Origin of the sequence: Streptomyces sp. NBC_00466 (assembly GCF_041433995.1) — a bacterium.
Classification (GTDB): Bacteria; Actinomycetota; Actinomycetes; order Streptomycetales; family Streptomycetaceae; genus Streptomyces.
In genome coordinates, this window is the sequence record NZ_CP107896.1 from 3,449,677 (window position 1) to 3,473,224 (window position 23,548).

General features: G+C 69.0%; 19 protein-coding genes and 6 tRNA genes. 10 read left to right on the plus strand and 15 right to left on the minus strand.

Going from position 1 to position 23,548, the window contains the following annotated elements:
• Positions 1 to 231 precede the first annotated feature (231 nt).
• The 5 genes from OG210_RS15290 to OG210_RS15310 form a co-directional block, all read right to left on the minus strand.
• On the minus strand, positions 232 to 975 hold the full coding sequence (locus tag OG210_RS15290) for an ABC transporter permease (RefSeq protein WP_328335509.1): 744 nt from the start codon (positions 973 to 975) through the stop codon (positions 232 to 234).
• Between the two features lie 182 nt (positions 976 to 1,157).
• A complete protein-coding gene (locus OG210_RS15295) occupies positions 1,158 to 2,066 on the minus strand; it encodes an ABC transporter ATP-binding protein (protein WP_328328659.1) in 909 nt (302 codons plus the stop codon).
• Positions 2,067 to 2,301: 235 nt separating this feature from the next.
• Positions 2,302 to 2,374 (minus strand) — tRNA-Gly (locus tag OG210_RS15300).
• A gap of 86 nt (positions 2,375 to 2,460) precedes the next feature.
• Positions 2,461 to 2,532 (minus strand) — tRNA-Gly (locus OG210_RS15305).
• 200 nt (positions 2,533 to 2,732) lie between these two features.
• Entirely contained in the window at positions 2,733 to 3,050 is a 318-nt protein-coding gene (locus OG210_RS15310; protein ID WP_266855404.1) for an Lsr2 family protein, read from the minus strand.
• A 363-nt stretch (positions 3,051 to 3,413) separates the two neighbouring features.
• On the opposite strand from OG210_RS15310, the gene purS reads away from it, so the two are divergent.
• The 3 genes from purS to purL are packed head-to-tail and all read left to right on the plus strand — an operon-like array spanning position 3,414 to position 6,621.
• Positions 3,414 to 3,665, plus strand: coding sequence for a phosphoribosylformylglycinamidine synthase subunit PurS (purS, locus tag OG210_RS15315; RefSeq protein WP_266855405.1), 252 nt, complete (start codon positions 3,414 to 3,416; stop codon positions 3,663 to 3,665).
• Positions 3,662 to 4,342, plus strand: a complete 681-nt coding sequence (gene purQ / locus OG210_RS15320; protein WP_328328656.1) for a phosphoribosylformylglycinamidine synthase subunit PurQ — start codon at positions 3,662 to 3,664, stop codon at positions 4,340 to 4,342. The genes purS and purQ overlap by 4 nt, the downstream gene beginning before the upstream one ends.
• Positions 4,339 to 6,621, plus strand: coding sequence for a phosphoribosylformylglycinamidine synthase subunit PurL (gene purL / locus OG210_RS15325; RefSeq protein WP_328328654.1), 2,283 nt, complete (start codon positions 4,339 to 4,341; stop codon positions 6,619 to 6,621). The genes purQ and purL overlap by 4 nt, the downstream gene beginning before the upstream one ends.
• A gap of 149 nt (positions 6,622 to 6,770) precedes the next feature.
• On the opposite strand, the gene OG210_RS15330 is transcribed toward purL, so the two are convergent.
• Entirely contained in the window at positions 6,771 to 7,127 is a 357-nt protein-coding gene (locus tag OG210_RS15330) for a DUF805 domain-containing protein (protein ID WP_371537035.1), read from the minus strand.
• Between the two features lie 160 nt (positions 7,128 to 7,287).
• Between OG210_RS15330 and OG210_RS15335 the strand changes: the two genes are divergently transcribed.
• The 4 genes from OG210_RS15335 to purM all read left to right on the plus strand — a co-directional run bounded on the left by OG210_RS15335 (position 7,288) and on the right by purM (position 11,788).
• Positions 7,288 to 8,079: a sterol carrier family protein gene (locus OG210_RS15335; RefSeq protein WP_328328650.1), complete on the plus strand. Its 792-nt coding sequence runs from the start codon at positions 7,288 to 7,290 to the stop codon at positions 8,077 to 8,079.
• Positions 8,080 to 8,254: 175 nt separating this feature from the next.
• A complete protein-coding gene (locus OG210_RS15340) occupies positions 8,255 to 9,049 on the plus strand; it encodes an META domain-containing protein (RefSeq protein WP_328328648.1) in 795 nt (264 codons plus the stop codon).
• A gap of 79 nt (positions 9,050 to 9,128) precedes the next feature.
• Complete coding sequence (purF, locus tag OG210_RS15345) at positions 9,129 to 10,655, plus strand: amidophosphoribosyltransferase (protein WP_328328646.1); 1,527 nt, start codon at positions 9,129 to 9,131, stop codon at positions 10,653 to 10,655.
• A gap of 32 nt (positions 10,656 to 10,687) precedes the next feature.
• Entirely contained in the window at positions 10,688 to 11,788 is a 1,101-nt protein-coding gene (gene purM, locus OG210_RS15350; protein WP_328328644.1) for a phosphoribosylformylglycinamidine cyclo-ligase, read from the plus strand.
• A gap of 227 nt (positions 11,789 to 12,015) precedes the next feature.
• Here purM and OG210_RS15355 read toward each other — a convergent pair whose 3' ends face one another.
• Complete coding sequence (locus tag OG210_RS15355) at positions 12,016 to 12,267, minus strand: DUF3073 domain-containing protein (RefSeq protein ID WP_164263978.1); 252 nt, start codon at positions 12,265 to 12,267, stop codon at positions 12,016 to 12,018.
• A 279-nt stretch (positions 12,268 to 12,546) separates the two neighbouring features.
• Complete coding sequence (locus tag OG210_RS15360) at positions 12,547 to 13,671, minus strand: Glu/Leu/Phe/Val dehydrogenase dimerization domain-containing protein (RefSeq protein WP_328335508.1); 1,125 nt, start codon at positions 13,669 to 13,671, stop codon at positions 12,547 to 12,549.
• 154 nt (positions 13,672 to 13,825) lie between these two features.
• Between OG210_RS15360 and OG210_RS15365 the strand changes: the two genes are divergently transcribed.
• On the plus strand, positions 13,826 to 14,686 hold the full coding sequence (locus OG210_RS15365) for a hypothetical protein (RefSeq protein ID WP_328328642.1): 861 nt from the start codon (positions 13,826 to 13,828) through the stop codon (positions 14,684 to 14,686).
• A gap of 477 nt (positions 14,687 to 15,163) precedes the next feature.
• Complete coding sequence (bldC, locus tag OG210_RS15370) at positions 15,164 to 15,370, plus strand: developmental transcriptional regulator BldC (protein ID WP_003949541.1); 207 nt, start codon at positions 15,164 to 15,166, stop codon at positions 15,368 to 15,370.
• 471 nt (positions 15,371 to 15,841) lie between these two features.
• Here the strand turns inward: bldC and OG210_RS15375 are convergent, their stop codons facing one another.
• The 3 genes from OG210_RS15375 to hrpA all read right to left on the minus strand — a co-directional run bounded on the left by OG210_RS15375 (position 15,842) and on the right by hrpA (position 20,384).
• Positions 15,842 to 16,018, minus strand: a complete 177-nt coding sequence (locus tag OG210_RS15375) for a DUF6274 family protein (protein ID WP_328328640.1) — start codon at positions 16,016 to 16,018, stop codon at positions 15,842 to 15,844.
• A gap of 210 nt (positions 16,019 to 16,228) precedes the next feature.
• Positions 16,229 to 16,303: transfer RNA gene (locus tag OG210_RS15380), tRNA-Asp, on the minus strand.
• 145 nt (positions 16,304 to 16,448) lie between these two features.
• Positions 16,449 to 20,384, minus strand: coding sequence for an ATP-dependent RNA helicase HrpA (hrpA, locus tag OG210_RS15385; RefSeq protein WP_328328638.1), 3,936 nt, complete (start codon positions 20,382 to 20,384; stop codon positions 16,449 to 16,451).
• A 100-nt stretch (positions 20,385 to 20,484) separates the two neighbouring features.
• On the opposite strand from hrpA, the gene OG210_RS15390 reads away from it, so the two are divergent.
• On the plus strand, positions 20,485 to 21,552 hold the full coding sequence (locus tag OG210_RS15390) for an ABC transporter permease (RefSeq protein ID WP_371537042.1): 1,068 nt from the start codon (positions 20,485 to 20,487) through the stop codon (positions 21,550 to 21,552).
• 63 nt (positions 21,553 to 21,615) lie between these two features.
• Here OG210_RS15390 and OG210_RS15395 read toward each other — a convergent pair.
• The 4 genes from OG210_RS15395 to OG210_RS15410 form a co-directional block, all read right to left on the minus strand.
• Positions 21,616 to 21,689 (minus strand) — tRNA-Phe (locus OG210_RS15395).
• A gap of 18 nt (positions 21,690 to 21,707) precedes the next feature.
• Positions 21,708 to 21,782 (minus strand) — tRNA-Asp (locus OG210_RS15400).
• Positions 21,783 to 21,821: 39 nt separating this feature from the next.
• Positions 21,822 to 21,894: transfer RNA gene (locus OG210_RS15405), tRNA-Glu, on the minus strand.
• 80 nt (positions 21,895 to 21,974) lie between these two features.
• Positions 21,975 to 23,468, minus strand: coding sequence for a metallophosphoesterase (locus OG210_RS15410; protein WP_328328634.1), 1,494 nt, complete (start codon positions 23,466 to 23,468; stop codon positions 21,975 to 21,977).
• Positions 23,469 to 23,548 lie beyond the last annotated feature (80 nt).

The following is a 23,548-nucleotide window of genomic DNA, read 5'->3' on the forward strand; positions in this document are numbered from 1 at the left end:
GGCCTGTGCGAACCCGCCGCGCTTCCGCCATCTCCGTAGCCACTGCATCACGCACCCCCATGTTCCTGGCTGTCCCCGGCCTCCCCGGCCGTCGCGGGCTTGCCATCCCCGGACGGGTCGTTCCCTGCCGGACCGGCCCTGCCCTGACCGGCCCTGCCCTGACCTGACCGGCCCTCCCCTACCGGCCCCCGCCCCGCCTGGGCCTCCGCCCCCGGCCACCTCCGGCCAGGGTCAGCGGCGTGGCTCCCAGCGGAACCATCGGCGTACAGCAAACACCGAGAGCAGCGTCCAGGCCACCGCCGTCAGGACATGCCCGAAGGCGTCGTGCGCGGACATCGACCCGGTCCAGGCGCCCCGTACCAGCTCCACCACCGGGGTCAGGGGCAGCAGCTCGCACAGCGACGCCAGCCGGGCGGGGAATATCTCCAGCGGGACGAACACGCCCGAGCCTGCCATCGACACCAGCATCAGCGGGATGACCGTCAGCTGGGCCGCCTCGGCGGACTTGGTGATGCCTGCCGTCGCCGCTCCCAGCGCGGTCAGCATCACCACCCCCAAGACAATGCCCACGAGCAGCAGTTGCGGCGCGGGAGGCAGGCCCATGTCGAAGATCACCGCGCAGCCCGTTGCCAGGACCGTGCACTGCCCGAGCGCGATGACCACCGAGGGCAGGGAGGCCCCGGCGAGTATCTCTGTGTCCCGGGCCTCTCCCGTACGCAGCCGCTTGAGCACCAGCTGCTCACGGCGGACCACCATGACCCCGACCACGCCGTTGTACAGGGCGAAGAGCAGGCCGAACGCGATGGCCCCGGGCAGCAGCACAGCGCCGGCCGACAGTCCGGCCTTGTCCAGGGCCTTCTGGTCGGTCGTCGACGAGATCATGAAGGTCATCGCGATGGGCACCACCAGCATGGTGACGAGCGAGGCCTTGCTGCGTCCCAGCAGTGTCAGCTCGGCGCGGGCGAGCGCGAGCATCCGGCCCGTGCTGAGCGTCCGTACCCGCCCGCCGTCCCCGGTTCTGGCCCCCACAGCCCCGAAGGTCCCTGCCCCGACGGCCCTGATCCTGGCCCTGGCCTCGACGGCCCCAGCCCCGGTTCGGGTCTCTGCCGTGTGTCCCCCTGCGGCCTGCTGGGCCGTCGTGCGTTCCCCCGTCGTGCTCACCGTGTGACCTCCTGCTTCTGTGCGATACCGAGAAATGCCTCTTCCAGCGAGGCCGACCGGACATCGAGCCCCCGCAGCTCGACCTCCTTGTCCCTGGCCCACAGCAGGAGTTCGGTGGCGGACCGCTGCAGCTCGTCGGTGCGCAGCCGGATTTCGCCGCCCGTACGGACGTACGTCCCCAGCGGCGGCAGATCGCCCACCGCCATCCCCGCGGGCAGCGAGAAAGAGATGTGCGAGGGCTGTGCGGCCACCACCTCGTCCACCCGGCCTTCGGCTGCTATCCGGCCCTCGTGCAGGATCGCCAGGCGGTCGGCCAGCACTTCGGCCTCCTCCAGGTAGTGCGTGGTCAGCAGGACCGTCGTACCGCTGTCGCGCAGCTCCCGCACCAACTCCCAGGTCTCCCTGCGCCCTTCGGCGTCGAGGCCCGTCGTCGGCTCGTCCAGGAAGAGCACCTCGGGGCGCCCCAGAAGCGCCATCGCCAGGTCAAGCCGCCGCTTCTCGCCGCCGGACAGCTGCTTCACCCGTATGGCCGCCCGCCCGCCGAGTCCCACCATCTCCATGGCCTCGCCGACGGGCCGCGCCCTGCTCGTGCAGCCCGCCCACATCCGGACCGTCTCGGCCACGGTCAGCTCGGGGGAGAAACCGCCCTCCTGGAGCATGACGCCGGTTCTTGGCCGGATGGCGGCGCGCTCGCGGTACGGATCGTGCCCCAGCACACGCACCCGGCCCCCGCTCGGCGGAGCCAGCCCCTCCAGAAGCTCCACCGTGGACGTCTTCCCCGCGCCGTTCGTCCCCAGCAGCGCGAACAGCTCCCCGGCGGCCACGGAGAAGGAGACGCCGGCCACCGCCTCGTACCCACCGGCATAGCTGCGCCGCAGGTCTGCGACCTCAATCACATCTGTCATGCATCCAGGCTGCCCCCGCCCCGGGCCTCCGCCCGATGACATATGTCATCAGAGCGGAGCCACGAAGAAGCCCGAGCCGACACACGAAGAAGCCCGAGCCGAAAGCCGAGCGATCACCCGCCGAGCGACCACCCGCGAAGGGAAACACCCGCCAAGGAACCAGTCAGGAAGAAGCCGGAACCACGGAGAAGCCCCCGGTCGGAATCCGACCGGGGGCTTCTCTTTCCTGCTGCTGAGCGGACGACCAGGTTCGAACTGGCGACCTCAACCTTGGCAAGGTTGCGCTCTACCAACTGAGCTACGTCCGCAGATTGCACCCGACCGGCTTTCACCGGGCGGTGCGAACACCACTCTACCCGACGGTCCGAGTGGACCGTTCCGGAGAGCGATGCAGAGCGGGTGACAGGAATTGCACACTGCGCCTTCCCCCTGGAAGGGGGATGTTCTACTACTGAACTACACCCGCACGCTGCTTCGAACGGGGCCTTTCGGCCTCGCCCTTCGGCGTGCTCCAGACTCTAGCTGACCAGCAGGGGTGGAATGCAAGTCGGGCACTCCGAGGGGGAGTCGACCGTCGGCCGACCACGAGTCAGCCGGGAGCCGGCCACGCGCCGGCCATGAGCCGGCCCCCGGGACGATCACGCCCGCCGGCCGGTCCGGAGCGGGTCAGCCGGCCGCGTTGAACGCCTCGTAGACCTTCTTCGGGATGCGGCCTCTGGCCGGTACTTCCATCTTGTTGGACCGGGCCCAGGCGCGGACCGCCGCCGGGTCGGGTGCCACCGAGGTGTGCCGGTAGGCCTTGCCCGACTTCGACTGCTTTCGAGCCGCCTCCAGGAACGGGGCCAGCGACTTGCGCAGTTTCTTTGCATTGGCGGTATTCAGGTCGATCTCGTACGACTTCCCGTCGAGACCGAAGGTGACCGTTTCCGCCGCTTCTCCGCCGTCGATGTCGTCGGAGAGCGTGACCACTACTCGCTGAGCCACGGACTTCGGTCCTTTCCTTCGACATCACCGCGCCTGCCCGGTGCCACGTAGGCGTGCCGCCGTGCTGGCGTGCAGCGATGTCGGCCTTACGGCTGATTTTTAGTTACGCCAATTCCTTTGTACAGCGGAAGGCGTCGCATTGTGAAGCCCACCCAATTACATGCGCGTGTCCGAGTGCAATCCGGTAGGCGGATTTTTTCGAGGATTTTCCACCGGTGTTGTCGGTCCGTTGTCGGTCGGTTGTCGGTCCCTTGTCCCGGCCGATATCTGAACGTGATCGGCCCGGCCCGATATCTACCCGCGTAGATTCTGTGGGCAGGTAGTGTGATGGGACCGCCTTCGCACCACACACCGGGAGTGCCAGTGGCACGCGTCGTAGTCGACGTCATGCTCAAGCCGGAGATCCTCGACCCGCAGGGACAGGCGGTGCAGCGTGCACTGCCCCGTCTCGGTTTCGATGGAATCGCCGACGTTCGTCAGGGAAAGCGTTTCGAGCTGGAGGTCGATGGGCCGGTTGATGACGCCGCCCTCGCCCGTATCAACGAGCTCGCCGAAACGTTCCTCGCCAACACCGTCATCGAGAACTTCACCGTGAAGGTGGAGGCAGAGAAGTGACAGCTCGTATCGGAGTCGTCACTTTCCCGGGCACGCTCGACGACCGGGATGCCCTGCGCGCCGTGCGGATCGCGGGCGCCGAACCCGTTTCGCTCTGGCATCGCGACAAGGGCATCCAGCAGGTCGACGCGGTCGTCCTCGCGGGTGGTTTCTCGTACGGCGACTATTTGCGGGCCGGTGCCATCTCGCGCTTCTCGCCGGTGATGGAGACGATCATCGAGCAGGCGAAGGCCGGTCTCCCGGTCCTGGGTATCTGCAACGGTTTCCAGATCCTCACCGAGTCGCATTTGCTGCCGGGTGCGATGCTCCGGAACAACCATCTCCACTTCATCTGCCGCGACCAGAAGCTGCGCGTCGAGAACGCGGAGACCGCCTGGACCGCCGACTACACCGCCGGTCAGGAGATCTCCGTACCCCTCAAGAACATCGACGGCCGCTACGTGGCCGACGAGCGGGTGCTCGACGAGCTGGAGGCTGAGGGACGGGTCGCCTTCCGGTATCTCGACGGCAACCCGAACGGTTCGCTCCGCGACATCGCCGGCGTCACCAACGCCGCAGGCAACGTGGTCGGTCTGATGCCGCACCCCGAGCACGCCGTGGAGCCGCTGATCGGTACGGGGCGTACCGACGGCATCGGATTCTTCTCCTCGATTCTGAAGAAGCTGGTCAACGCATGACGACTGAACGAAACGAGAGCGCCGCCAAGGGCCGCCTCGACACCGTCAAGCACGCCGCCGAGACCCCCGAAGCCGAGCAGCCCTGGAAGGAACTCGGCCTCAAGGAGGACGAGTACGCGCGGATCCGCGAAATCCTCGGCCGCCGTCCGACCGGCGCCGAACTCGCCATGTACTCCGTGATGTGGTCCGAGCACTGCTCGTACAAGAGCAGCAAGGTGCACCTCAAGCAGTTCGGCGAGAAGGTCCCGGCCAACGACGCGATGCTCGTCGGCATCGGGGAGAACGCCGGTGTCGTGGACGTCGGCCAGGGTTACGCGGTCACCTTCAAGGTCGAGTCGCACAACCACCCCTCGTACATCGAGCCCTACCAGGGCGCGGCGACCGGCGTCGGCGGCATCGTCCGCGACATCCTCGCCATGGGGGCCCGTCCCGTCGCCGTCGTCGACCCGCTGCGGTTCGGCGCTGCCGACCACCCCGACACCCGTCGGGTGCTGCCGGGTGTGGTCGCGGGCATCGGCGGCTACGGCAACTGCCTGGGGCTGCCGAACATCGGCGGCGAGGTCGTCTTCGACGCCTGCTACCAGGGCAACCCGCTGGTCAACGCGGGCTGCATCGGTGTGATGAAGCACGAGGACATCCACCTCGCGAAGGCTTCCGGCACCGGCAACAAGGTCATCCTGTACGGCGCCCGCACCGGCGGCGACGGCATCGGCGGCGTCTCGGTCCTGGCGTCCGAGACCTTCGAGTCGACCGGCCCCGCCAAGCGTCCGGCGGTCCAGGTCGGCGACCCCTTCCAGGAGAAGCTCCTCATCGAGTGCACCCTGGAGATCTTCAAGGAGAAGCTGGTCGCGGGCATCCAGGACCTCGGCGGCGCCGGGCTCTCCTGCGCGACGTCCGAGCTGGCGAGCGCCGGTTCGGGCGGGATGCGCGTCGAGCTGGACACCGTTCCGCTGCGCGACTCCTCGCTCTCGCCCGAGGAGATCCTCATGAGCGAGTCGCAGGAGCGCATGTGCGCGATCGTCGAGCCGCAGCACGTCGAGCGGTTCATGGAGATCTGCGAGAAGTGGGATGTCATCGCCACCGACATCGGTGAGGTGACCGAGGGTTCGCAGCTGGAGATCTTCTGGCACGGCGAGCAGATCGTGGATGTGCCGCCGCGTTCGGTCGCCCATGAGGGACCGACGTACAACCGGCCCTATGCCAGGCCCGACTGGCAGGACGCCCTCCAGGCGGACGACGCCAACAAGCTTCCCCGGCCGGCCACTCCGGCCGAGCTCAGGGAGCAGGTCCTGAAGCTCGTCGCGTCGCCGAACCAGGCGTCGAAGGCGTGGATCACCGACCAGTACGACCGTTTCGTGCAGGGCAACACGGTGCTCGCGATGCCCGAGGACGCGGGCATGGTCCGGATCGACGAGGAGTCGAATCTGGGCGTGACCATGGCGACCGACGGCAACGGCCGGTTCGCGAAGCTCGACCCGTACGCGGGTGCGCAGCTTGCGCTGGCCGAGGCGTACCGCAATGTCGCCACCACCGGTGCGAAGCCGCTCGCCATCTCCGACTGCCTGAACTTCGGTTCGCCCGAGGACCCGGCCGTCATGTGGCAGTTCGCCGAGGCCACCCGCGGTCTCGCGGACGGCTGCCTGGAGCTGGGAACACCGGTCACCGGCGGCAATGTGTCGCTCTACAACCAGACGGGCGACGCGGCCATCCACCCGACGCCGGTCGTCGCGGTGCTCGGTGTGATCGACGACGTCAACCGCCGTACGCCGATGGCGTTCGCGGAGGAGGGCCAGCTGCTCTACCTCCTCGGGGACACCCGTGAGGAGCTCGGCGGTTCGGCCTGGTCGCAGGTGGTCCACGACCACCTCGGCGGGGTGCCGCCCCGGGTGGACCTGGGGCGCGAGAAGCTGCTCGCGGAGATCCTGATCTCGGCGTCGCGCGACGGGATGATCGACGCCGCCCACGACCTGTCCGACGGCGGTCTGATCCAGGCGGTCACCGAGTCCTGCCTGCGCGGCGGGAAGGGTGCGCGGCTGATCGTCCCCGACGGCCTGTCCGCGTTCACCTTCCTGTTCTCGGAGTCGGCGGGGCGCGCGGTCGTCTCGATCCCGCGCAGCGAGGAGCTCCGCTTCAACGACATGTGCGGGGCGCGGGGTCTGCCGGTCACCCGTATCGGTGTGGTGGACGGCGAGGAGATCGAGGTCCAGGGCGAGTTCAGCATCGCGCTGAGCGAGCTGAGGAGCGCGCACGAGGCCACGGTTCCGGCGCTGTTCGCCTGAGCCCCCGTGGTGTGATGCGTGGCCTGCGTGATGCGCGGCCCGCGTGACTGTGGGCTTGTGTGACAGGTCGGCCCCCAGGACCCGTTGTGGTCCTGGGGGCCGAGGCCGTTTCCGGCTGGTTCCCTGCGTCACCGCCCGCCCGGGCCGGATCAGTAGCCGGCGACGGCCTTCGGGTCGGGCCCGTGGGAGTTGCTCTGCCGCTCACCCTCCAGGACGAGGAAGACGAGCAGGATGATCCAGCCCACCAGCGGGACGAGCGCGATGAAGATCCAGCCGCCCGACCTGCCGGTGTCGTGCAGGCGGCGCACGGTCACGGCGAGCGTCGGCAGCAGGACGGCGAGGGTGTAGAGGCCGCTGAGCCAGTTGCTGTCGAGCACAGCCATGGAAATGATCGCCAGCACGACGCTGATGATGATGCTGAACAGCGTGAACATCCAGTACTCCTGGCGCCGTGCGCGCCCGCTGAAGCCCACGTAGTTCTTGAGCACATCGAGATACCAGTTCACTTCGGTCCCCCCAAAGTCCCGCCGAGCGGCCCGTCTTGGTTGACGGGCCGGACCGCAGAACTTATGTGGCTTGATGTGGACGGGTCAAGATGCGGTGTATGACGCACAGATGACCGAGCGAGGACGGGCTGATGTCGGACCCAGCCCCTAGGCTCATTTCATGCCGCCGTCCCAGAAGCGCACCCGCCGCTACGACTTCGTCAGGACCCGCACCGCCGTGCTGGCCCAGTTCGAGCATGTGAGGAGCGCGGTGACCGCCCTCGCGCCCGACCGGCTCGCGCTGCCCACCCGGCTCGGTGACTGGACCGTGCGCGAACTGGCCGCACATCTCACCATGGCCGTGGAGAGCGTGAGCAGATGCCTCGACCAGGAGGCTCCGGCCGCCCAGGAACTGACCCTGCTGGAATGGCCGTTCGCCACCGCCCAGGTCGCCGGCCAGATCTCGGACGACGTCAGGGCGCTCGCCGCGGCCTCCACTCCGGAAGAGCTGTTCAGCCGTACCGCCGCCCGGATCGCCGAGCGGCTGCCCGGCGCCGACGGCGAGCGGCTGCTCGCCACCCGCGTCGGCGCCATGCGCCTCTGCGATTACCTGGTCTCGCGCTGTGTGGAACTGGTCGTCCACACCGACGACCTGAATGCCGCCGCCGGGCTGGAGATCCCGTACGACCGCCAGGCCCTGGCCGCCTGTACCCGGCTCCTCGCGGACGCCCTCGCGGTCAAGGCCCCGGGGGCGTCGACGGAGGTGCGGGTCCCGCCGTACGCCGTCGTCCAGTGCATCGAGGGCCCCCGCCACACCCGCGGCACCCCGCCCAACGTCGTCGAGACCGACCCGCTCAGCTGGATCCGGCTGGCCACCGGGCGTACGGAGTGGCAGACGGCGGTCGACAGCGCGAAGGTCGCGGCGAGCGGTGAGCGTGCCGACCTCTCGGCTCTGCTGCCCGTCATGAGGTGACACATGAGCCGGCACATGAGGTGACACAGGCGGGCTGAATGAGGCGACGCGGGCTGAGTGAGGCGACGCGGGCGGGCTGAGTGAGGCGACGCGGGCTGCGGGGGAGCTGCGGGGGAGCTGAGGGGGAGCTGCGGGGAAGGGGAACCGGACACCCCACCCGCCCCGTCCCATCGCCATGCTCACGCAACGTACCGCCGTAGCCGCCCTGGCCCTCTTCACACTGGCCGCCTGCGGCACGGAAAAAGGATCAGCGGGTTCGAGTCACCCGGCCGACCCGGACGTCCCCCTCACCGGGACCGGCTGGACCGTCGACAGCGTCTCGGCGGGCGGCACCGTGCGGAAGGCCCCGGCCGGTGCCGACATCGCATTCGAGAAGGGGCGGGTGAACGGCTCGTCCGGCTGCAACCACTTCAGTGCGCCGGTCACTGTCAAGGACGACACCCTCACCGTCGGCCACGCCACCAGCACCCTCATCGGCTGTCCGAAGAACCTGCAGAGCTACGAGACCGGCCTCCGCAAGACCCTCACCGGCAAGCTCACCGTCCATCTCAGCGGCGGGAAGCTCACTCTGCGTACAGAGAAGGGCGACTCCGTGACTCTCACGCGGAAGCCCGCGGAGCGGACCCCTCCGCTCGTCGGGACAGCGTGGAAGGTGGACGCGCTGACCGAAGGCGCGAGCATGTCCACCCTCCCGCGGGGCACGGCAGGGAAGGCCCGGCTGACCTTCGCCAAGGACGGTTCCGTCCACGGAAACCTGGGCTGCAACAGGGTCAGCGGTATGGCAAAGGTCACGGGGAGCACCGTCACCTTCGGGCCTCTCACCACCACCCGCATGATGTGCGGGGCGCCGGCCATGTCCCTGGAGAGGCGGCTGCTCAAGGTGCTGCACGGGCCTGTGCGCTACGGAATCCAGCACCGCGCGCTCACGCTCACGGCCCACGACGGGACCGGAATCCGCGCCACCGCATAGCGTCGCGTATCGGTCAGAAGGGGCATCCGGGCGGATCCCCAATTCGGACCAGTGGTCGATCTCGCCTACACTCGGTGGCGTGCCTCGTGGTGATGGACGACTCAACCACGACCTGCTCCCCGGAGAGAAAGGCCCCCAGGACGCTTGTGGCGTCTTCGGTGTCTGGGCTCCGGGCGAAGAGGTCGCCAAGCTCACCTATTTCGGACTGTATGCCCTGCAGCACCGTGGACAGGAGTCCGCGGGCATCGCAGTGAGCAATGGGTCCCAGATCCTGGTCTTCAAGGACATGGGTCTGGTCTCACAAGTCTTCGACGAAACCTCTCTCAGCTCTCTCCAGGGCCATATCGCGGTGGGCCATGCCCGCTACTCCACCACCGGAGCATCGGTGTGGGAGAACGCGCAGCCCACCTTCCGTGCCACCGCGCACGGATCGATCGCACTCGGTCACAACGGCAACCTGGTCAACACGGCCGAGCTGTCCGCGCTGGTCGCCGAGCTGCCCAAGGAGCACGGCCGCTCCACCCAGCTGGCCGCGACCAACGACACCGATCTGGTCACCGCGCTCCTCGCGGGCCAGACGGATGACGACGGCAAGCCTCTGACGATCGAGGAAGCCGCCCCCAAGGTGCTGCCCGCGGTCAAGGGCGCCTTCTCGCTCGTCTTCATGGACGAGCACACCCTCTACGCGGCCCGTGACCCGCAGGGCATCCGCCCGCTGGTCCTCGGCCGTCTGGAGCGTGGCTGGGTGGTGGCTTCCGAGTCCGCCGCCCTCGACATCTGCGGTGCCGCCTTCGTCCGCGAGGTCGAGCCCGGCGAGCTGATCACCATCGATGAGAACGGTCTGCGTACCGTTCGATTCGCAGAAGCGAAGCCCAAGGGCTGTGTCTTCGAGTACGTCTATCTGGCGCGCCCCGACACGGACATCGCCGGCCGGAACGTCTACCTCTCGCGGGTCGAGATGGGCCGGAAGCTGGCCGCCGAAGCTCCGGCGGACGCCGACCTGGTGATAGCGACGCCCGAGTCGGGCACACCCGCCGCGATCGGTTACGCCGAGGCCAGCGGGATTCCGTACGGCTCGGGCCTGGTCAAGAACGCCTATGTCGGCCGGACCTTCATCCAGCCGTCCCAGACGATCCGCCAGCTCGGTATCCGCCTCAAGCTCAACCCGCTCAAGGAAGTCATCCGCGGGAAGCGCCTGGTGGTCGTCGACGACTCGATCGTCCGCGGAAACACCCAGCGCGCCCTGGTCAAGATGCTCCGTGAGGCGGGTGCCGCCGAGATCCACATCCGGATCTCCTCCCCGCCCGTGAAGTGGCCGTGCTTCTTCGGCATCGACTTCGCCACCCGGGCCGAGCTCATCGCCAATGGCATGTCCGTGGACGAGATCGCGACCTCGATGGGCGCCGACTCCCTGTCGTACATCTCCATCGACGGCATGATCGAGGCGACGACCATCGACAAGCCGAACCTGTGCCGCGCCTGCTTCGACGGCGTGTACCCGATGGAACTGCCCGATCCCGAGCTGCTCGGCAAACAGCTGCTGGAGACCGAACTCGCGGCCGGACCGGCGAGCACCGCCGCCGCCGAAGCGCTCCGTCGCCCGTAAGCCCCGCAGGACGACACGAAAGTCCCAGAACCATGTCTGCTGAATCTTCCGAGCGCGCTCCGCACCAGGCCACCGGTGCCAGCTACGCGGCTGCCGGCGTCGACATCGAAGCCGGTGACCGCGCCGTCGAGCTGATGAAGGAGTGGGTGAAGAAGACGCAGCGCCCGGAGGTCGCGGGCCTCGGCGGCCTCGGCGGCTTCGCCGGCCTCTTCGACGCCTCGGCCCTGAAGCGGTACGAGCGGCCGCTCCTCGCCTCGGCCACCGACGGCGTCGGTACGAAGGTCGACCTCGCCCGCAAGATGGGCGTGTACGACACCATCGGCCACGACCTCGTGGGCATGGTCGTCGACGACCTGGTCGTCTGCGGTGCCGAGCCGCTCTTCATGACCGACTACATCTGCGTCGGCAAGGTCTTCCCCGAGCGTGTCGCCGCGATCGTGAAGGGCATCGCCGAAGGCTGTGTGCTGGCCGGCTGCGCGCTGGTCGGCGGCGAGACCGCCGAACACCCCGGGCTGCTCGGCGAGGACGACTTCGACGTCGCGGGCGCCGGTACGGGCGTGGTCGAGGCGGACCGGCTGCTGGGTCCCGAGCGGATCCGCGAGGGTGACGCCGTCATCGCGATGGCCTCGTCCGGACTTCACTCGAACGGGTACTCGCTGGTGCGGCATGTCGTCTTCGACCGGGCCGGCTGGGCGCTGGACCGGGAGATCGCGGAGTTCGGCAGGACGCTCGGCGAGGAGCTGCTGGAGCCGACCAGGATCTACTCGCTGGACTGTCTGGCGCTGACCCGTACGACCGAGGTGCACGGCTTCAGCCACATCACCGGCGGCGGCCTCGCCAACAACCTGGCCCGGGTGATCCCGGACCACCTGCACGCCACGGTCGACCGTTCGACCTGGACCCCGGGCGCGGTCTTCGACGTCGTCGGCAGGGCCGGACAGGTCGAGCGCCTGGAGCTGGAGAAGACTCTGAACATGGGGGTCGGCATGATGGCCGTCGTCCCCGCGGAGTCGGTGGATACGGCACTGGCGACCTTCGAGGACCGGGGCCTGGACGCCTGGGTCGCGGGAGAGATCACCGGCCGCGGCGATCACGCCACGGGCGCCGAGCTGACCGGGGACTACGCCAAGTAGGCGGCCGGGTACGGGTCAGGACAGGCACGGGCCGGGACAGGTCGCCGGGGTGCGCGCCAGGTCACACGCCGGGTCGGTGCGGACGCGGCGGACCCGCCGTACCGCACCGGCAGCCCGGCGGACAGTGTGGACAGCACTGAACCCGGTCCGTGGCGCAGGCCCTGGACCGGGTCAGTGTGTCAGCGCAGCCGCAGGCCGCGCCGGGAAATGCTGTGAGGTGTTGTACGTCAAGCGCCGCGGCGCTGAGACGAAGGACCGGACTCGTCGTCCTCGTCCTGATCCTCGTTATAACGATCCGCGTACTGTGCGTACGGGTCATCTTCCTCTTCGTCGTCCTCGAACGGCTCCGCGTTCGGTGGCTGACTCGTAGGAGATGCGCCCAGCTCATTGGCCAGACGTGACAGGTCCGTTCCGCCGCTGCTGTACTTCAGCTGGCGGGCGACCTTCGTCTGCTTGGCCTTTGCCCGGCCGCGCCCCATGGCTCGACCCCCTCGGTGACGGGGCTCGACGGCCCCAGAGTCTTGACACCCGTTCATGATTCGGAACGGACTCTCCGTGAAGAGTCCGGTCCGTAGGGCTTCAACGGTACCTGCTTCCGCGGCCCTACGGTACGCCGCCCGCAGCCAGCGCCGCTTCACAGAACCGGCGAGGAGCCCTGTCCTCGCTGGTCAGCTGCGATTTTAACCTCTTCTGGGCGGCCGACCCGCCGACGGGGGTGAGTCACGTCTCCCCGACGGCGGGTCACTGGGTGCGCGCGGTCAGTTACTGCCGGAACGGGCCGCCGACATGCGCTGCTCGGCGATCCGGTCGGCCGCCGCGGCCGGCGGAATGCCGTCTTCATTTGCACGTGCGAATATAGCCAGCGTGGTGTCGAAGATCTTCGCCGCCTTCTTCTCGCACCGGCCGAAGTCGAAGCCGTGCAGCTCGTCGGCGACCTGGATCACCCCGCCGGCGTTCACCACGTAGTCGGGGGCGTAGAGGATGCCCCGGTCCGCGAGGTCCTTCTCGACGCCGGGGTGCGCGAGCTGGTTGTTGGCCGCGCCGCACACCACCTTCGCGGTGAGCGCGCGCACCGACGCGTCGTTGAGCGCGCCGCCCAGCGCGCACGGGGCGTAGATGTCGAGCCCTTCGGTGCGGATCAGTGCCTCGGTGTCGCCGACCGTGGTGACCCGGCCCGGGTGGCTTTCGGTGACGCGGCGCACGGAGTCCTCCCGTACGTCCGTGACCACCACCTCCGCGCCCTCTGCCAGCAGATGCCCGACCAGGTGGTGGCCGACCTTGCCGACGCCCGCGACGCCGACCTTGCGGCCGCGCAGCGCGGGGTCGCCCCACAGGTGCTGGGCGCTGGCCCGCATCCCCTGGTAGACGCCGAAGGCGGTCAGTACGGACGAGTCGCCGGCGCCGCCGTTCTCGGGGGAGCGGCCGGTGGTCCAGGCGCACTCGCGCGCCACCACGTCCATGTCCGCGACATAGGTGCCGACGTCGCAGGCCGTCACGTACCGCCCGCCGAGCGAGGAGACGAACCGGCCGTAGGCCAGGAGGAGTTCCTCCGTCTTGATCAGCTCGGGGTCGCCGATGATCACGGCCTTGCCGCCGCCGTGGTCCAGGCCGGCCATGGCGTTCTTGTACGACATTCCGCGCGCGAGGTTCAGCGCGTCGGCGACGGCTGCCTCCTCGTTCGCGTACGGGTAGAAGCGCGTACCGCCGAGGGCCGGGCCCAGGGCGGTGGAGTGGATGGCGATCACGGCCTTGAGGCCGGTGGCGCGGTCCTGGCAGAGGACGACCTGCTCGTGCCCGCCCTGGTCCGAGTGGAACAGGGTGTGCAGCACGTCCGCACGGGCGCCAGGAGCGTCCGGGGCGTCGGGGACGAGTACGCCGGTCATATCGGTCACGGTGGTGACTCCCAAGTACGAGGCGGCGGCCCTCTTACGGGTGGAGAGGGCCGGATGGCAGCAGATTAGGCCCTGCGTCCGCGTGGATCAGGCGCAGTGCCGAGGATCACCCCCTCGTGGCGCAATGACATGGGACGATCACCTTATGGCGGTGGTGTCCTCAGTGATCGTGCCCTATACGTCCTACCTGCGGGTGTACGAGCCCTTGGCGGCTTTCCCGGAGGCCGAGCGCGACCACTGGGCCCGCTATGCGCGGCGCAGCGATCTGCCGACGGCGCAGGACGAACTCCGGCGCTCGCTGGCCGATCTGCTGCCGACGCCTCCCGTCGCCGTTCCGGTGCACGAGAGCGCCGACGCGTTCGTCGCCGAACTGGACGGTGTGGTCTGCGTCTGCCCCTGGCGGACCAGGCTGCGCGGCTGGCAGGCCCTGGAGGCGATGGCGGGGCAGTACCCGGAGCCGGTGCTCGACGTGGTGCTCCCGCCGGTGGTGCGTCTGCAGGCCGTCGCCGACTATGGGCGCTGGCTGGAGCGGAACCCGGACGCGCGGCCGTGGATCCGTACGACGGTCTGGCATGTCCCGGTGCGCTGGTTCACGCTCTTCGACGACGAGGAGCGCGAGTACGAGAAGGCCGGTCCCGCCGAAGGGGCGGTCCCCGGGGCGCCGCCGGTCATGCGCTACCGGACGCCGATGGTGCAGGCGAGGCGCCGGCTGGCCCGGTCGCTCAAGACGCTGCGGGAGCACTTCGAGGAGGGGCCGCTCACCGAGGGTCTTGTCGACGTCGGGAAGTGGCTGGAGGATTTCCATCCCAGGTCGCTGGTCGAGCTCGACTACGGCGGCCTGGTGCACGCGCTCTCCGACGAGCAGCTGGAGGAGGACCGGTCGGCCGCCGATGTGGCGGCTGCGGTGGCCGCGCTGCGTGCGGGCGACGAGGAGACGGCGGACGCCGCCTACGAGCGTCTGGCGGACCGCTGGCGGGCCGTCCGGGCGCGGCAGACCGCGAACTGACGGGGTCGCTCTTCCGGGGGACCGCCCGGTCGGGGACCTAGGTCCTGATCCGGGCCTTTAAGTCAAGCGTGACGGACCGCACTAACCGGGGCCTTGCGCCCATCCCCCACCCTCGTGTCAAAATAGGACAAGGAGTCCGGGGAGGGCTCCGTCCGTCCAAGTGAGGGCGGATTCCTCGGCATTGCACGCTATGGGGGGTCTCATGACTCCTGATGACCATGTGACTGATCGTCACTGACGCATGACTGTCCGCTATGACATGGTCCATCGGGCTTCGGCCGCTGATGAGCACCTGAGAGGGCAATTCCATCGGTTTGGCCGACGTGGCTGGACGGATGGTGTAGTTGTAGTGCCGAAGACAAGCCGTTCGTCCTATAACCGACTCGGCCCGTGTCCGCCATTTCGGGCAACGCGGGTCAAGGTGCAGAATTTAGAGGAAAGAACCGAGATGGTTCGGTTCTCCCGAGGAGGCCGCTCATGACCGCTCGCACCCCTGATGCCGAGCCGCTGCTGACCCCGGCTGAGGTTGCCACGATGTTCCGCGTGGACCCGAAGACGGTCACTCGCTGGGCGAAGGCGGGCAAGCTCACGTCCATCCGAACGCTGGGTGGGCATCGCCGGTACCGCGAGGCAGAGGTCCGTGCTCTGCTCGCGGGCATTCCGCAGCAGCGCAGCGAGGCCTGAACACCCTAATAAATCGGGCGTTTTCGGGTCTCCCAACCCGATTCGGCCCGTTATAGCTCCACTTGACGGCAGTCCGCCCCAACGGACTTCCGTTTTTGATCGCGCTGGACTCCGCCGGGTCCAGCGCGATCTTTTTTGTGTCCTGCCCCACCCGGCGCCGTGATGGGCCGCGCTGTCCCGCCCGCCGGCCGCCCGCCGGGTGCTCGTACGGGGCCGTCTGCCGGGCTCTCAGGGCCTGTTGGGGAGTGCCCGATTCCGCCCTGTCGTCCCGTTGTCGGTGCCGTGCCGGAGGCTCAGCGTGTGCCGCCGGTTACGTCTCGCACAGCCGTGCAATTGCACATATTAAATTGGGTGGTTGTAGGGAGGGGTTAAGTTCACTACTTTTCAAAACTCTTTGCGTGACACCCGTCACATGGCAGAGCACTTGCCAAACGTGAGCCTGTCACGGAAAGACCCGGCGGGCCCCATGGTTCACCGGCGCGCCGGTGAGCGGTCCTCGTCGTTCTCGTCGGCGGTGGACGGCTCCATGGCGAGCCGCAGCAGCCGGTGGCAGACCGCGCAGTGCCGGGTGAGGTGGCGGTAGCCCACAGCGGCCGCCAGATGGGCGCGCAGCAGCGCCCGCGTCTCGTGCCGTGTCGCCGTCGCCATACGCCGACCTCCTGCCGCCGCCCGGGCCCCGCCGCCCGGTGAACCCCGGCCGCCCCCGCGAGCCCCGGCCACCCTGCGAACCCCTGCTGTCTGAGTACCCGCGTGCGGGACGCGCCGTCAAGACGCGTGCGCGGGCGACAGAGGAACCCGAACAGCAGAAAGGCCCGCATCCGGTGAGGATGCGGGCCTTTCTGCTGTGTTGTTCTACTGCGGTCCTGACGGGATTTGAACCCGCGGCCTCCACCTTGACAGGGTGGCGAGCACTCCAAACTGCTCCACAGGACCAGGTTTCGCAGCCCCGCTGTACGAGAAACTCGTACGGTGTCGCTTCCGCTTGGCTGCGAGACAGACTGTACAGGAGGTCGGGGCCCCCGGTCGAACTGGCTGCGGGCGGCGCTGGGGACGGTGCCGGGGGCCCGCTGCGGGCGGCTCAGCGGACCCCGGCGACCACCGCGTCGATCGCCTTCACGATGCGCTTGTCCGAGACCGTCTGAGCCGTGCCGAGGGCGTGCGCGAAGTAGCTCACCCGCAGCTCCTCGATCATCCAGCGGATGTCGAGCGCCTCCTTGGGCACCGGCCGCCCCTGCGGCAGCTGCTCCAGCAGCCACGCGTACTCGTCCTGCATCTCGTGGACCTTCGCCATCCGCGTGGTGTCGCGCTGGACGGCCGTCGGCATCTGCTGGAGGCGGCGGTCGGCCGCGACCAGGTAGCGCATCAGGTCCGGCAGCCGGCGCAGCCCGGTGGCGGTGACGAAGCCCGGTTTGATGAGCGTCGCCAACTGGGTCCGCACATCCGCCAGGTTGGCGACGAGCACCAGGCTGGTGGTGGCCTTCAGCCGGCGCTCGGCCGCCTGCCAGGCCGCCAGGATCTGCTGGACCTGGTCGACCGTCCTGATGGTCGTCTCGACGAGGTCCGCGCGCACCTTCTCGTACAGCTTGCGGTACGACTCCTCGTCCCAGGCGGGCCCGCCGTGGTCGGCGATCAGCTGGTCCGCCGCCGCCATGGCGCAGTCCTCGAAGAGCGCCTGAACCGAGCCGTGCGGATTGCGGGACAGGGCCAGTTTCGCCTGGTTGCTGAGCCGGTCGGACGCGAACTTGGCCGGGTTCACGGGAATGTTGAGCAGGATGAGCCTGCGGGTGCCCCGCCACATCGCCTGCTGCTGCTCGGCCTGGGTGTCGAAGAGCCGTACGGACACGCTGTCGCCCGCGTCGACCAGCGCCGGGAAGGCGCGGACCGGCTGGCCGGCCCGCCTGGTCTCGAAGACCCGGGAGAGCGTACCGACCGTCCAGTCGGTGAGCCCGGTCCGCTCGACCGACTCGCCGGCCGGGCCCGCCGTCGCCGCTGCCGCCTTCGAGATCGCCTGGCGGGCCCTGGGGCGCAGCCGGAGCTTGAGCGCTTCCAGGTCCTTGTCCTCGGCCACGTTGCGGCGCCGCTCGTCCACGATCCGGAAGGTGATCTTGAGGTGGTCCGGCACCCGGGAGAGATCGAAGTCCTCGGCGGTGACCGGGACGCCGACCATGCGCTGGAGCTCCCGGGCGAGCGTCAGCGGCAGCGGCTCCTGGAGGGGCACCGCGCGGTCCAGGAAGGCCCCCGCGTAGTTCGGCGCGGGCACGTAGTGGCGGCGGATCGGCTTGGGCAGCGAGCGGATCAGCTCGGTGACCACTTCCTCGCGCAGCCCCGGGATCTGCCAGTCGAAGCCCTCGGGCGTGACCTGGTTGAGCACCTGGAGCGGGATGTGGACCGTGACGCCGTCCGCGTCCGCGCCCGGCTCGAACTGGTACGTCACCCGGAACTTGAGCTTTCCCTGCCGCCAGGAGTCCGGGTAGTCGTCCTTGGTGACGGCCCCGGCCTTCTCGGTGATCAGCATCGAGCGCTCGAAGTCGAGCGCCTCGGGCTCGTCCCGCTGCTTGTGCTTCCACCAGGAGTCGAAGTGGGCGCCGGATACGACGTGTTCGGGGATCCGCCCGTCGTAGAAGTCGAAGAGCGTCTCGTCGTCCACCAGGATGTCGCGGCGCCGCGCGCGGTGTTCCAGCTCCTCGACCTCGGCCAGGAGCTTGCGGTTGGCGGCGAAGAACTTGTGGTGCGTGCGCCAGTCGCCCTCGACCAGTGCGTTGCGAATGAAAAGCTCCCGGCTGGTCTCCGGGTCGATCCGGCCGTAATTGATCTTGCGCTGGGCGACGATCGGGACGCCGTACAGCGTGACCCGCTCGTACGCCATCACCGCCGCCTGGTCCTTCTCCCAGTGCGGTTCGCTGTAGGTGCGCTTCACCAGGTGCTGGGCGAGCGGTTCGATCCACTCCGGCTCGACCTTGGCATTGACCCTGGCCCACAGCCGTGAGGTCTCCACCAGCTCGGCGGACATGATGAAGCGCGGCTGCTTCTTGAAGAGCGCCGAGCCGGGGAAGATCGCGAACTTCGCGTTGCGGGCGCCCAGATACTCGTTCTTCTCCGTGTCCTTGAGCCCGATGTGCGAGAGCAGCCCGGCGAGGAGCGAGGTGTGCACCGCCTGTTCGGGCGCGTCCTCCTCGTTCAGCCGGATGCCCATGGTCCTGGCGACCGAGCGCAGCTGTGCGTAGATGTCCTGCCACTCGCGGATCCGCAGGAAGTTCAGATACTCCTGCTTGCACATCCGGCGGAAGCTGGAGGAGCCGCGCTCCTTCTGCTGGTCGCGTACGTAGCGCCAGAGGTTGAGGAAGGCCAGGAAGTCGGAGGTCTCGTCCTTGAAGCGGGCGTGCTGCTGGTCGGCCTGCGTCTGCTTCTCCGCAGGGCGCTCGCGCGGGTCCTGGATGGAGAGCGCGGCGGCGATGACCATCACCTCGCTCACACAGCCGTTCCGGTCGGCCTCCAGGACCATCCGGGCCAGCCGCGGGTCGACGGGCAGCTGGCTGAGCTTGCGCCCTTCCTGGGTGAGCCGCCGCTTGGGGTCCTTCTCCTTGGGGTCCAGCGCGCCGAGTTCCTGGAGCAGCTGGACGCCGTCGCGGATATTGCGGTGGTCCGGCGGGTCGATGAAGGGGAACTTCTCGATGTCGCCGAGGCCGGCCGCGGTCATCTGGAGGATGACGGACGCCAGGTTCGTACGGAGGATCTCGGGGTCGGTGAACTCCGGGCGGGTGAGGAAGTCGTCCTCGGCGTACAGCCGGATGCAGATGCCGTCCGACGTACGGCCGCAGCGGCCCTTGCGCTGGTTGGCGCTGGCCTGCGAGATCCGCTCGATGGGCAGGCGCTGGACCTTGGTGCGGTGGCTGTAGCGGGAGATACGGGCGGTGCCCGGGTCGATCACGTACTTGATGCCGGGGACGGTCAGCGAGGTCTCGGCGACGTTGGTGGCGAGCACCACCCGTCTGCCGCCGCCGGAGGGGCGCTGGAACACCCGGTGCTGCTCGGCGTGCGAAAGCCGCGCGTACAGCGGCAGCACCTCGGTGCGCCGCAGGTTCCGTTTGTTCAGCGCGTCGGCGGTGTCCCGGATCTCGCGCTCGCCGGAGAGGAAGACCAGCACATCGCCCGAGCCCTCGTCCTGGAGCTCGTCGACCGCTTCGCAGATGGCGGTGATCTGGTCCCGGTCGCCTTCGTCGCCCTCCTCCTCGAGGAGCGGGCGGTAGCGCACCTCGACCGGGTACGTACGGCCGCTGACCTCGACCACCGGGGCGTCGCCGAAGTGCCGGGCGAAACGCTGCGGGTCGATGGTGGCCGAGGTGATGACGACCTTCAGGTCAGGTCGCTTCGGCAGCAGCTGGGCCAGGTACCCCAGCAGGAAGTCGATGTTGAGCGACCGCTCGTGCGCCTCGTCGATGATGATCGTGTCGTACGCGCGCAGCTCGCGGTCCGTCTGGATCTCGGCGAGGAGGATGCCGTCCGTCATCAGCTTGATGAAGGTGGCTTCCTGGTCGACCTGGTCGGTGAAGCGGACCTTCCAGCCGACCGCCTCGCCCAGCGGGGTGCTCATCTCGTCCGCGATGCGCTCGGCGACCGTGCGCGCGGCGATCCGGCGGGGCTGGGTGTGGCCGATCATGCCCCGGACGCCGCGCCCCAGTTCCAGGCAGATCTTCGGGATCTGGGTCGTCTTGCCCGACCCGGTCTCACCGGCGACGATCACCACCTGGTGATCCCGTATCGCCTCGGCGATCTCGTCCTTCTTCCGGCTGACCGGCAGCTGCTCGGGGTAGCTGACAGTGGGCACCCGGGCAGCCCTGCGCGCCAGGCGGGCGGCGGACTTCTCCGCGTCGGCGGCGATCTGGTCCAGCGCGGCCTGCCGGGCCTCTGGTTTACGGATACGGCGGGCGCCCTCCAGGCGTCGGCCGAGCCGGTGCGCGTCGCGCAGCGACAGCTCGTTGAGCGTGGCCTGGATATCAGCGAAGGAAGTAGACATACCTGAACCAGGATCTCACCCTGTGCAACCCGCTGGCGAACGGATTTGGCTGCCCGGATCTGGGTGCGTATGTCCGTGATGTGTGGTTTAGCTTGGTTCCATGCCCGACGAGACGGAACACCACGGCGCCCACGGCGCCCACGGCAGGCATCCGACCGGGGCCGAGCGGTGGGAGGAGTTCCGGAAGTCGCCCTTCGTGCCGGCGACCGTCCTGCTGTTCATCCTGGCGGCCGCCGCCGGGCTCTTCGCCGGTTCGTACACGTACTTCATGGCGAACCCGACCCCGCACCGCGTGCCGACCGCCGTCGTCGGCCCGTACACGTCTCCCACCGGGCAGCGGTTCATCGACGGGATGGAGAAGGCGCTCGACGCCTCGCTGAAGCTGCAGGTGTACTCGACCGACGCCCAGGCGCGGCGGGCCGTGGACCAGCAGAAGGTCTTCGCGATCGTGCATGTACGGAGCAGCGCGGTGCAGCTCGATGTGTCAGGGGCATCCGGCGCCTCCGTCGCGCAGGTGCTCGTGGAGTCCACGCCCGCGGTGGCGAAGGCGACCGGTGTCCCCGTCCGGGTGACGGACATCAACCCGCTCCAGAAGGGCGACCCGCGGGGACTCGCGCTCTTCTACATCTCGCTGGCCGCGGTGATCGTCGGCTTCGTCGGCGCGATCCAGCTCTCCGTGCACGCCCGCGGCCTCAACCCGGCGGAGCGCATCGCGTACATCATCGCCAACGCGCTGCTCGGCGGCTTCGCCATCGCGGCCGTCGTCGACTGGTGGCTGGGCGCGCTGGATCTGCCGTTCACGGAGTCGTGGCTGATCCTGGCCTTCACGATGTTCACGTCCGGCATGGTCTTCACGATGTTCAACACCCTCATCGGCCGCTGGGCGATGCTCCCCACCTGGGGGCTGATGGTGCTGCTGGGAAACCCGTCGTCGGGCGGCGCGGTGTCCTGGCCGCTGCTTCCTTCGACGCTGGGCCACATCGGGCAGTGGCTGCCGCCGGGCGCCTCGGTCAACGCCCAGCACACCGCCGTCTACTTCCGCGGTTACCAGCACGCCTTCCCGTTCCTGGTGCTCGCGGGGTGGTCGCTGGTGTCATGTGCAGTCTTCTGGATCTGGCGCCACCGGCACCCGGGCGGGCGTACGGTGCTGGGCGGCCGGCGGATCTGAAAGGTGCAGGAGTGGGCCTGACATGCGAAAAGCCCCGACGCGCGGTCGGGGCTCTCGAAGCGGTGGCTGGGGCCGGGATCGAACCGGCGACCTATCGCTTTTCAGGCGATCGCTCGTACCAACTGAGCTACCCAGCCACGCAGCCTAGGCTGCAGCGGTCCTGACGGGATTTGAACCCGCGGCCTCCACCTTGACAGGGTGGCGAGCACTCCAAACTGCTCCACAGGACCAAGCAATGTGCGAGAAATATTCTCGCACACAGTTGTGCGTGCCCCCAACGGGATTCGAACCCGTGCTACCGCCTTGAAAGGGCGGCGTCCTGGGCCACTAGACGATGAGGGCTAAGGGCCCGCCTGGGCGCTTTGCAGCGCGTCGGGGACGTCCGAAGCATATGGGATGGCGGCGCGGTTCGCCAAAACGGTTTAGCGCGCCGTGGGCGAGGCCTTCGCTCCGGGCAGGTTGCCGGCCGGCAGATGCCTGCTGACCTCGGCCGTCGTCAGGCCCAGGCCGCCCAGCGTGATCTCGTCCCAGGCCTGCAGCCGCCGGGTCGACCGGTCCAGGTAGAGCACCGATGCGAGCACCTTCTCCGGGTGCTTGTTCTGTACGGCGCGCAGCCCGCCGCCGCCCGTCGAGCCCTCCACCTTCAGCCGGGTGCCGAGGGGGAGCATCAGGTTCTCGCGGTGGTGCACATGCCCGGCGAGCACCAGCGGGACCGTGCCGTCCGTCTCGCGGGCCGCCTGCGGCTCGTGCGCGACCGCGATGTCGACGGGGGTGCCGGCCCGCTTCTGGTCCTCGATGGCGGAGGCGAGCCGAATTCCGGCCAGCCGCTCCGCCGCGTCACCGCCGGGTACGACCGAGCGGTCCGGGGTGAACTGCGGGTCACCGGTCCCCGAGATCCGCAGGCCGCCGACCGTCACGGCACTGCCGTTGTCGAGCACATGCACGTTCCTGAGGTGCTTCAGATACTTCTGCGTGGTGGCCGAATCATGGTTGCCGCGGACCCACACGTACGGTGCGCCGAGATCCGGCACCGGGTCGAGGAAGGCGTTCTCGGCGGCGCTCCCGTGGTCCATCGTGTCGCCGGAGTCGATGATCACGTCGATCTTGTACTGCTTCACGAGCGAGCCGATGATCTGCCACGACGCCGGGTTGAGATGGATGTCGGAGACGTGCAGCACCCGGATCGTGCCGGGGTCCGGCTGGTAGGCGGGGAGGGTCGACGTGGCGTCGTACAGCTTCGTCACGTTGGTGACGAGTCGCGCCAACTCCTCCTGGTAGACGTTGAAGTCGGTGACGATCGAGCGAGCGTTGCCGACCACCTGCGGGGCGGACGAGAGCAGCCCGGAGAACTTCGGCTCAAGCACCGACTTGGGGTTCCAGGTCGCGTACGCGGTGGCGCCCGAAGCCGCGAGGAGTACGAGCGCGAGACCGCCGGCCGCCAGGGCGCGGCGTGGCCTGCGGTAGACGACCAGGCCGAGCGCGGTGGCGCCGATCACCACGGCGGCGCAGGAGCGTACGGCCAGGTCGAGGGTGCTGTGCTCGACGTCGTGGGCGATCTCGGTCTGGAGGCCGGAGATCCGCTCGGGGTGTTCCACCAGGGCCCGGGAGCGGACCGGGTCCAGGCGGTCCACGTCGACGTCGAGCCGGATCGGAGCCGTGTGCGAGTCGAGTTCGAGCGCGCCGAGCGGCGAGACGTTGATCTTGGTGCCGCCGGTGAGGGAGGGGCGCAGCGTCATGGTGGTGTCCATGGGGCCGACCTGCGACCGGACATTGCCCACGACCAGCAGCCCCAGCCAGGCGCCGAGCAGCACGACGGCCACCATGGCGGGTCCCCGGAGCCAGGGGCGCGGGCGCGGGGCGAGGGAGAGTTCGTGCGGCGCGGAGCGGGGGCGGCCAGTGGTCCGGGTGCCGCTCATGCGCGGCCGTCCGGCGCGTGGCCCCCGGATGCGGGAACGGCGCGCGCTCAGTGCCCGGACGGTGCGCAGCGCCCGGAGTT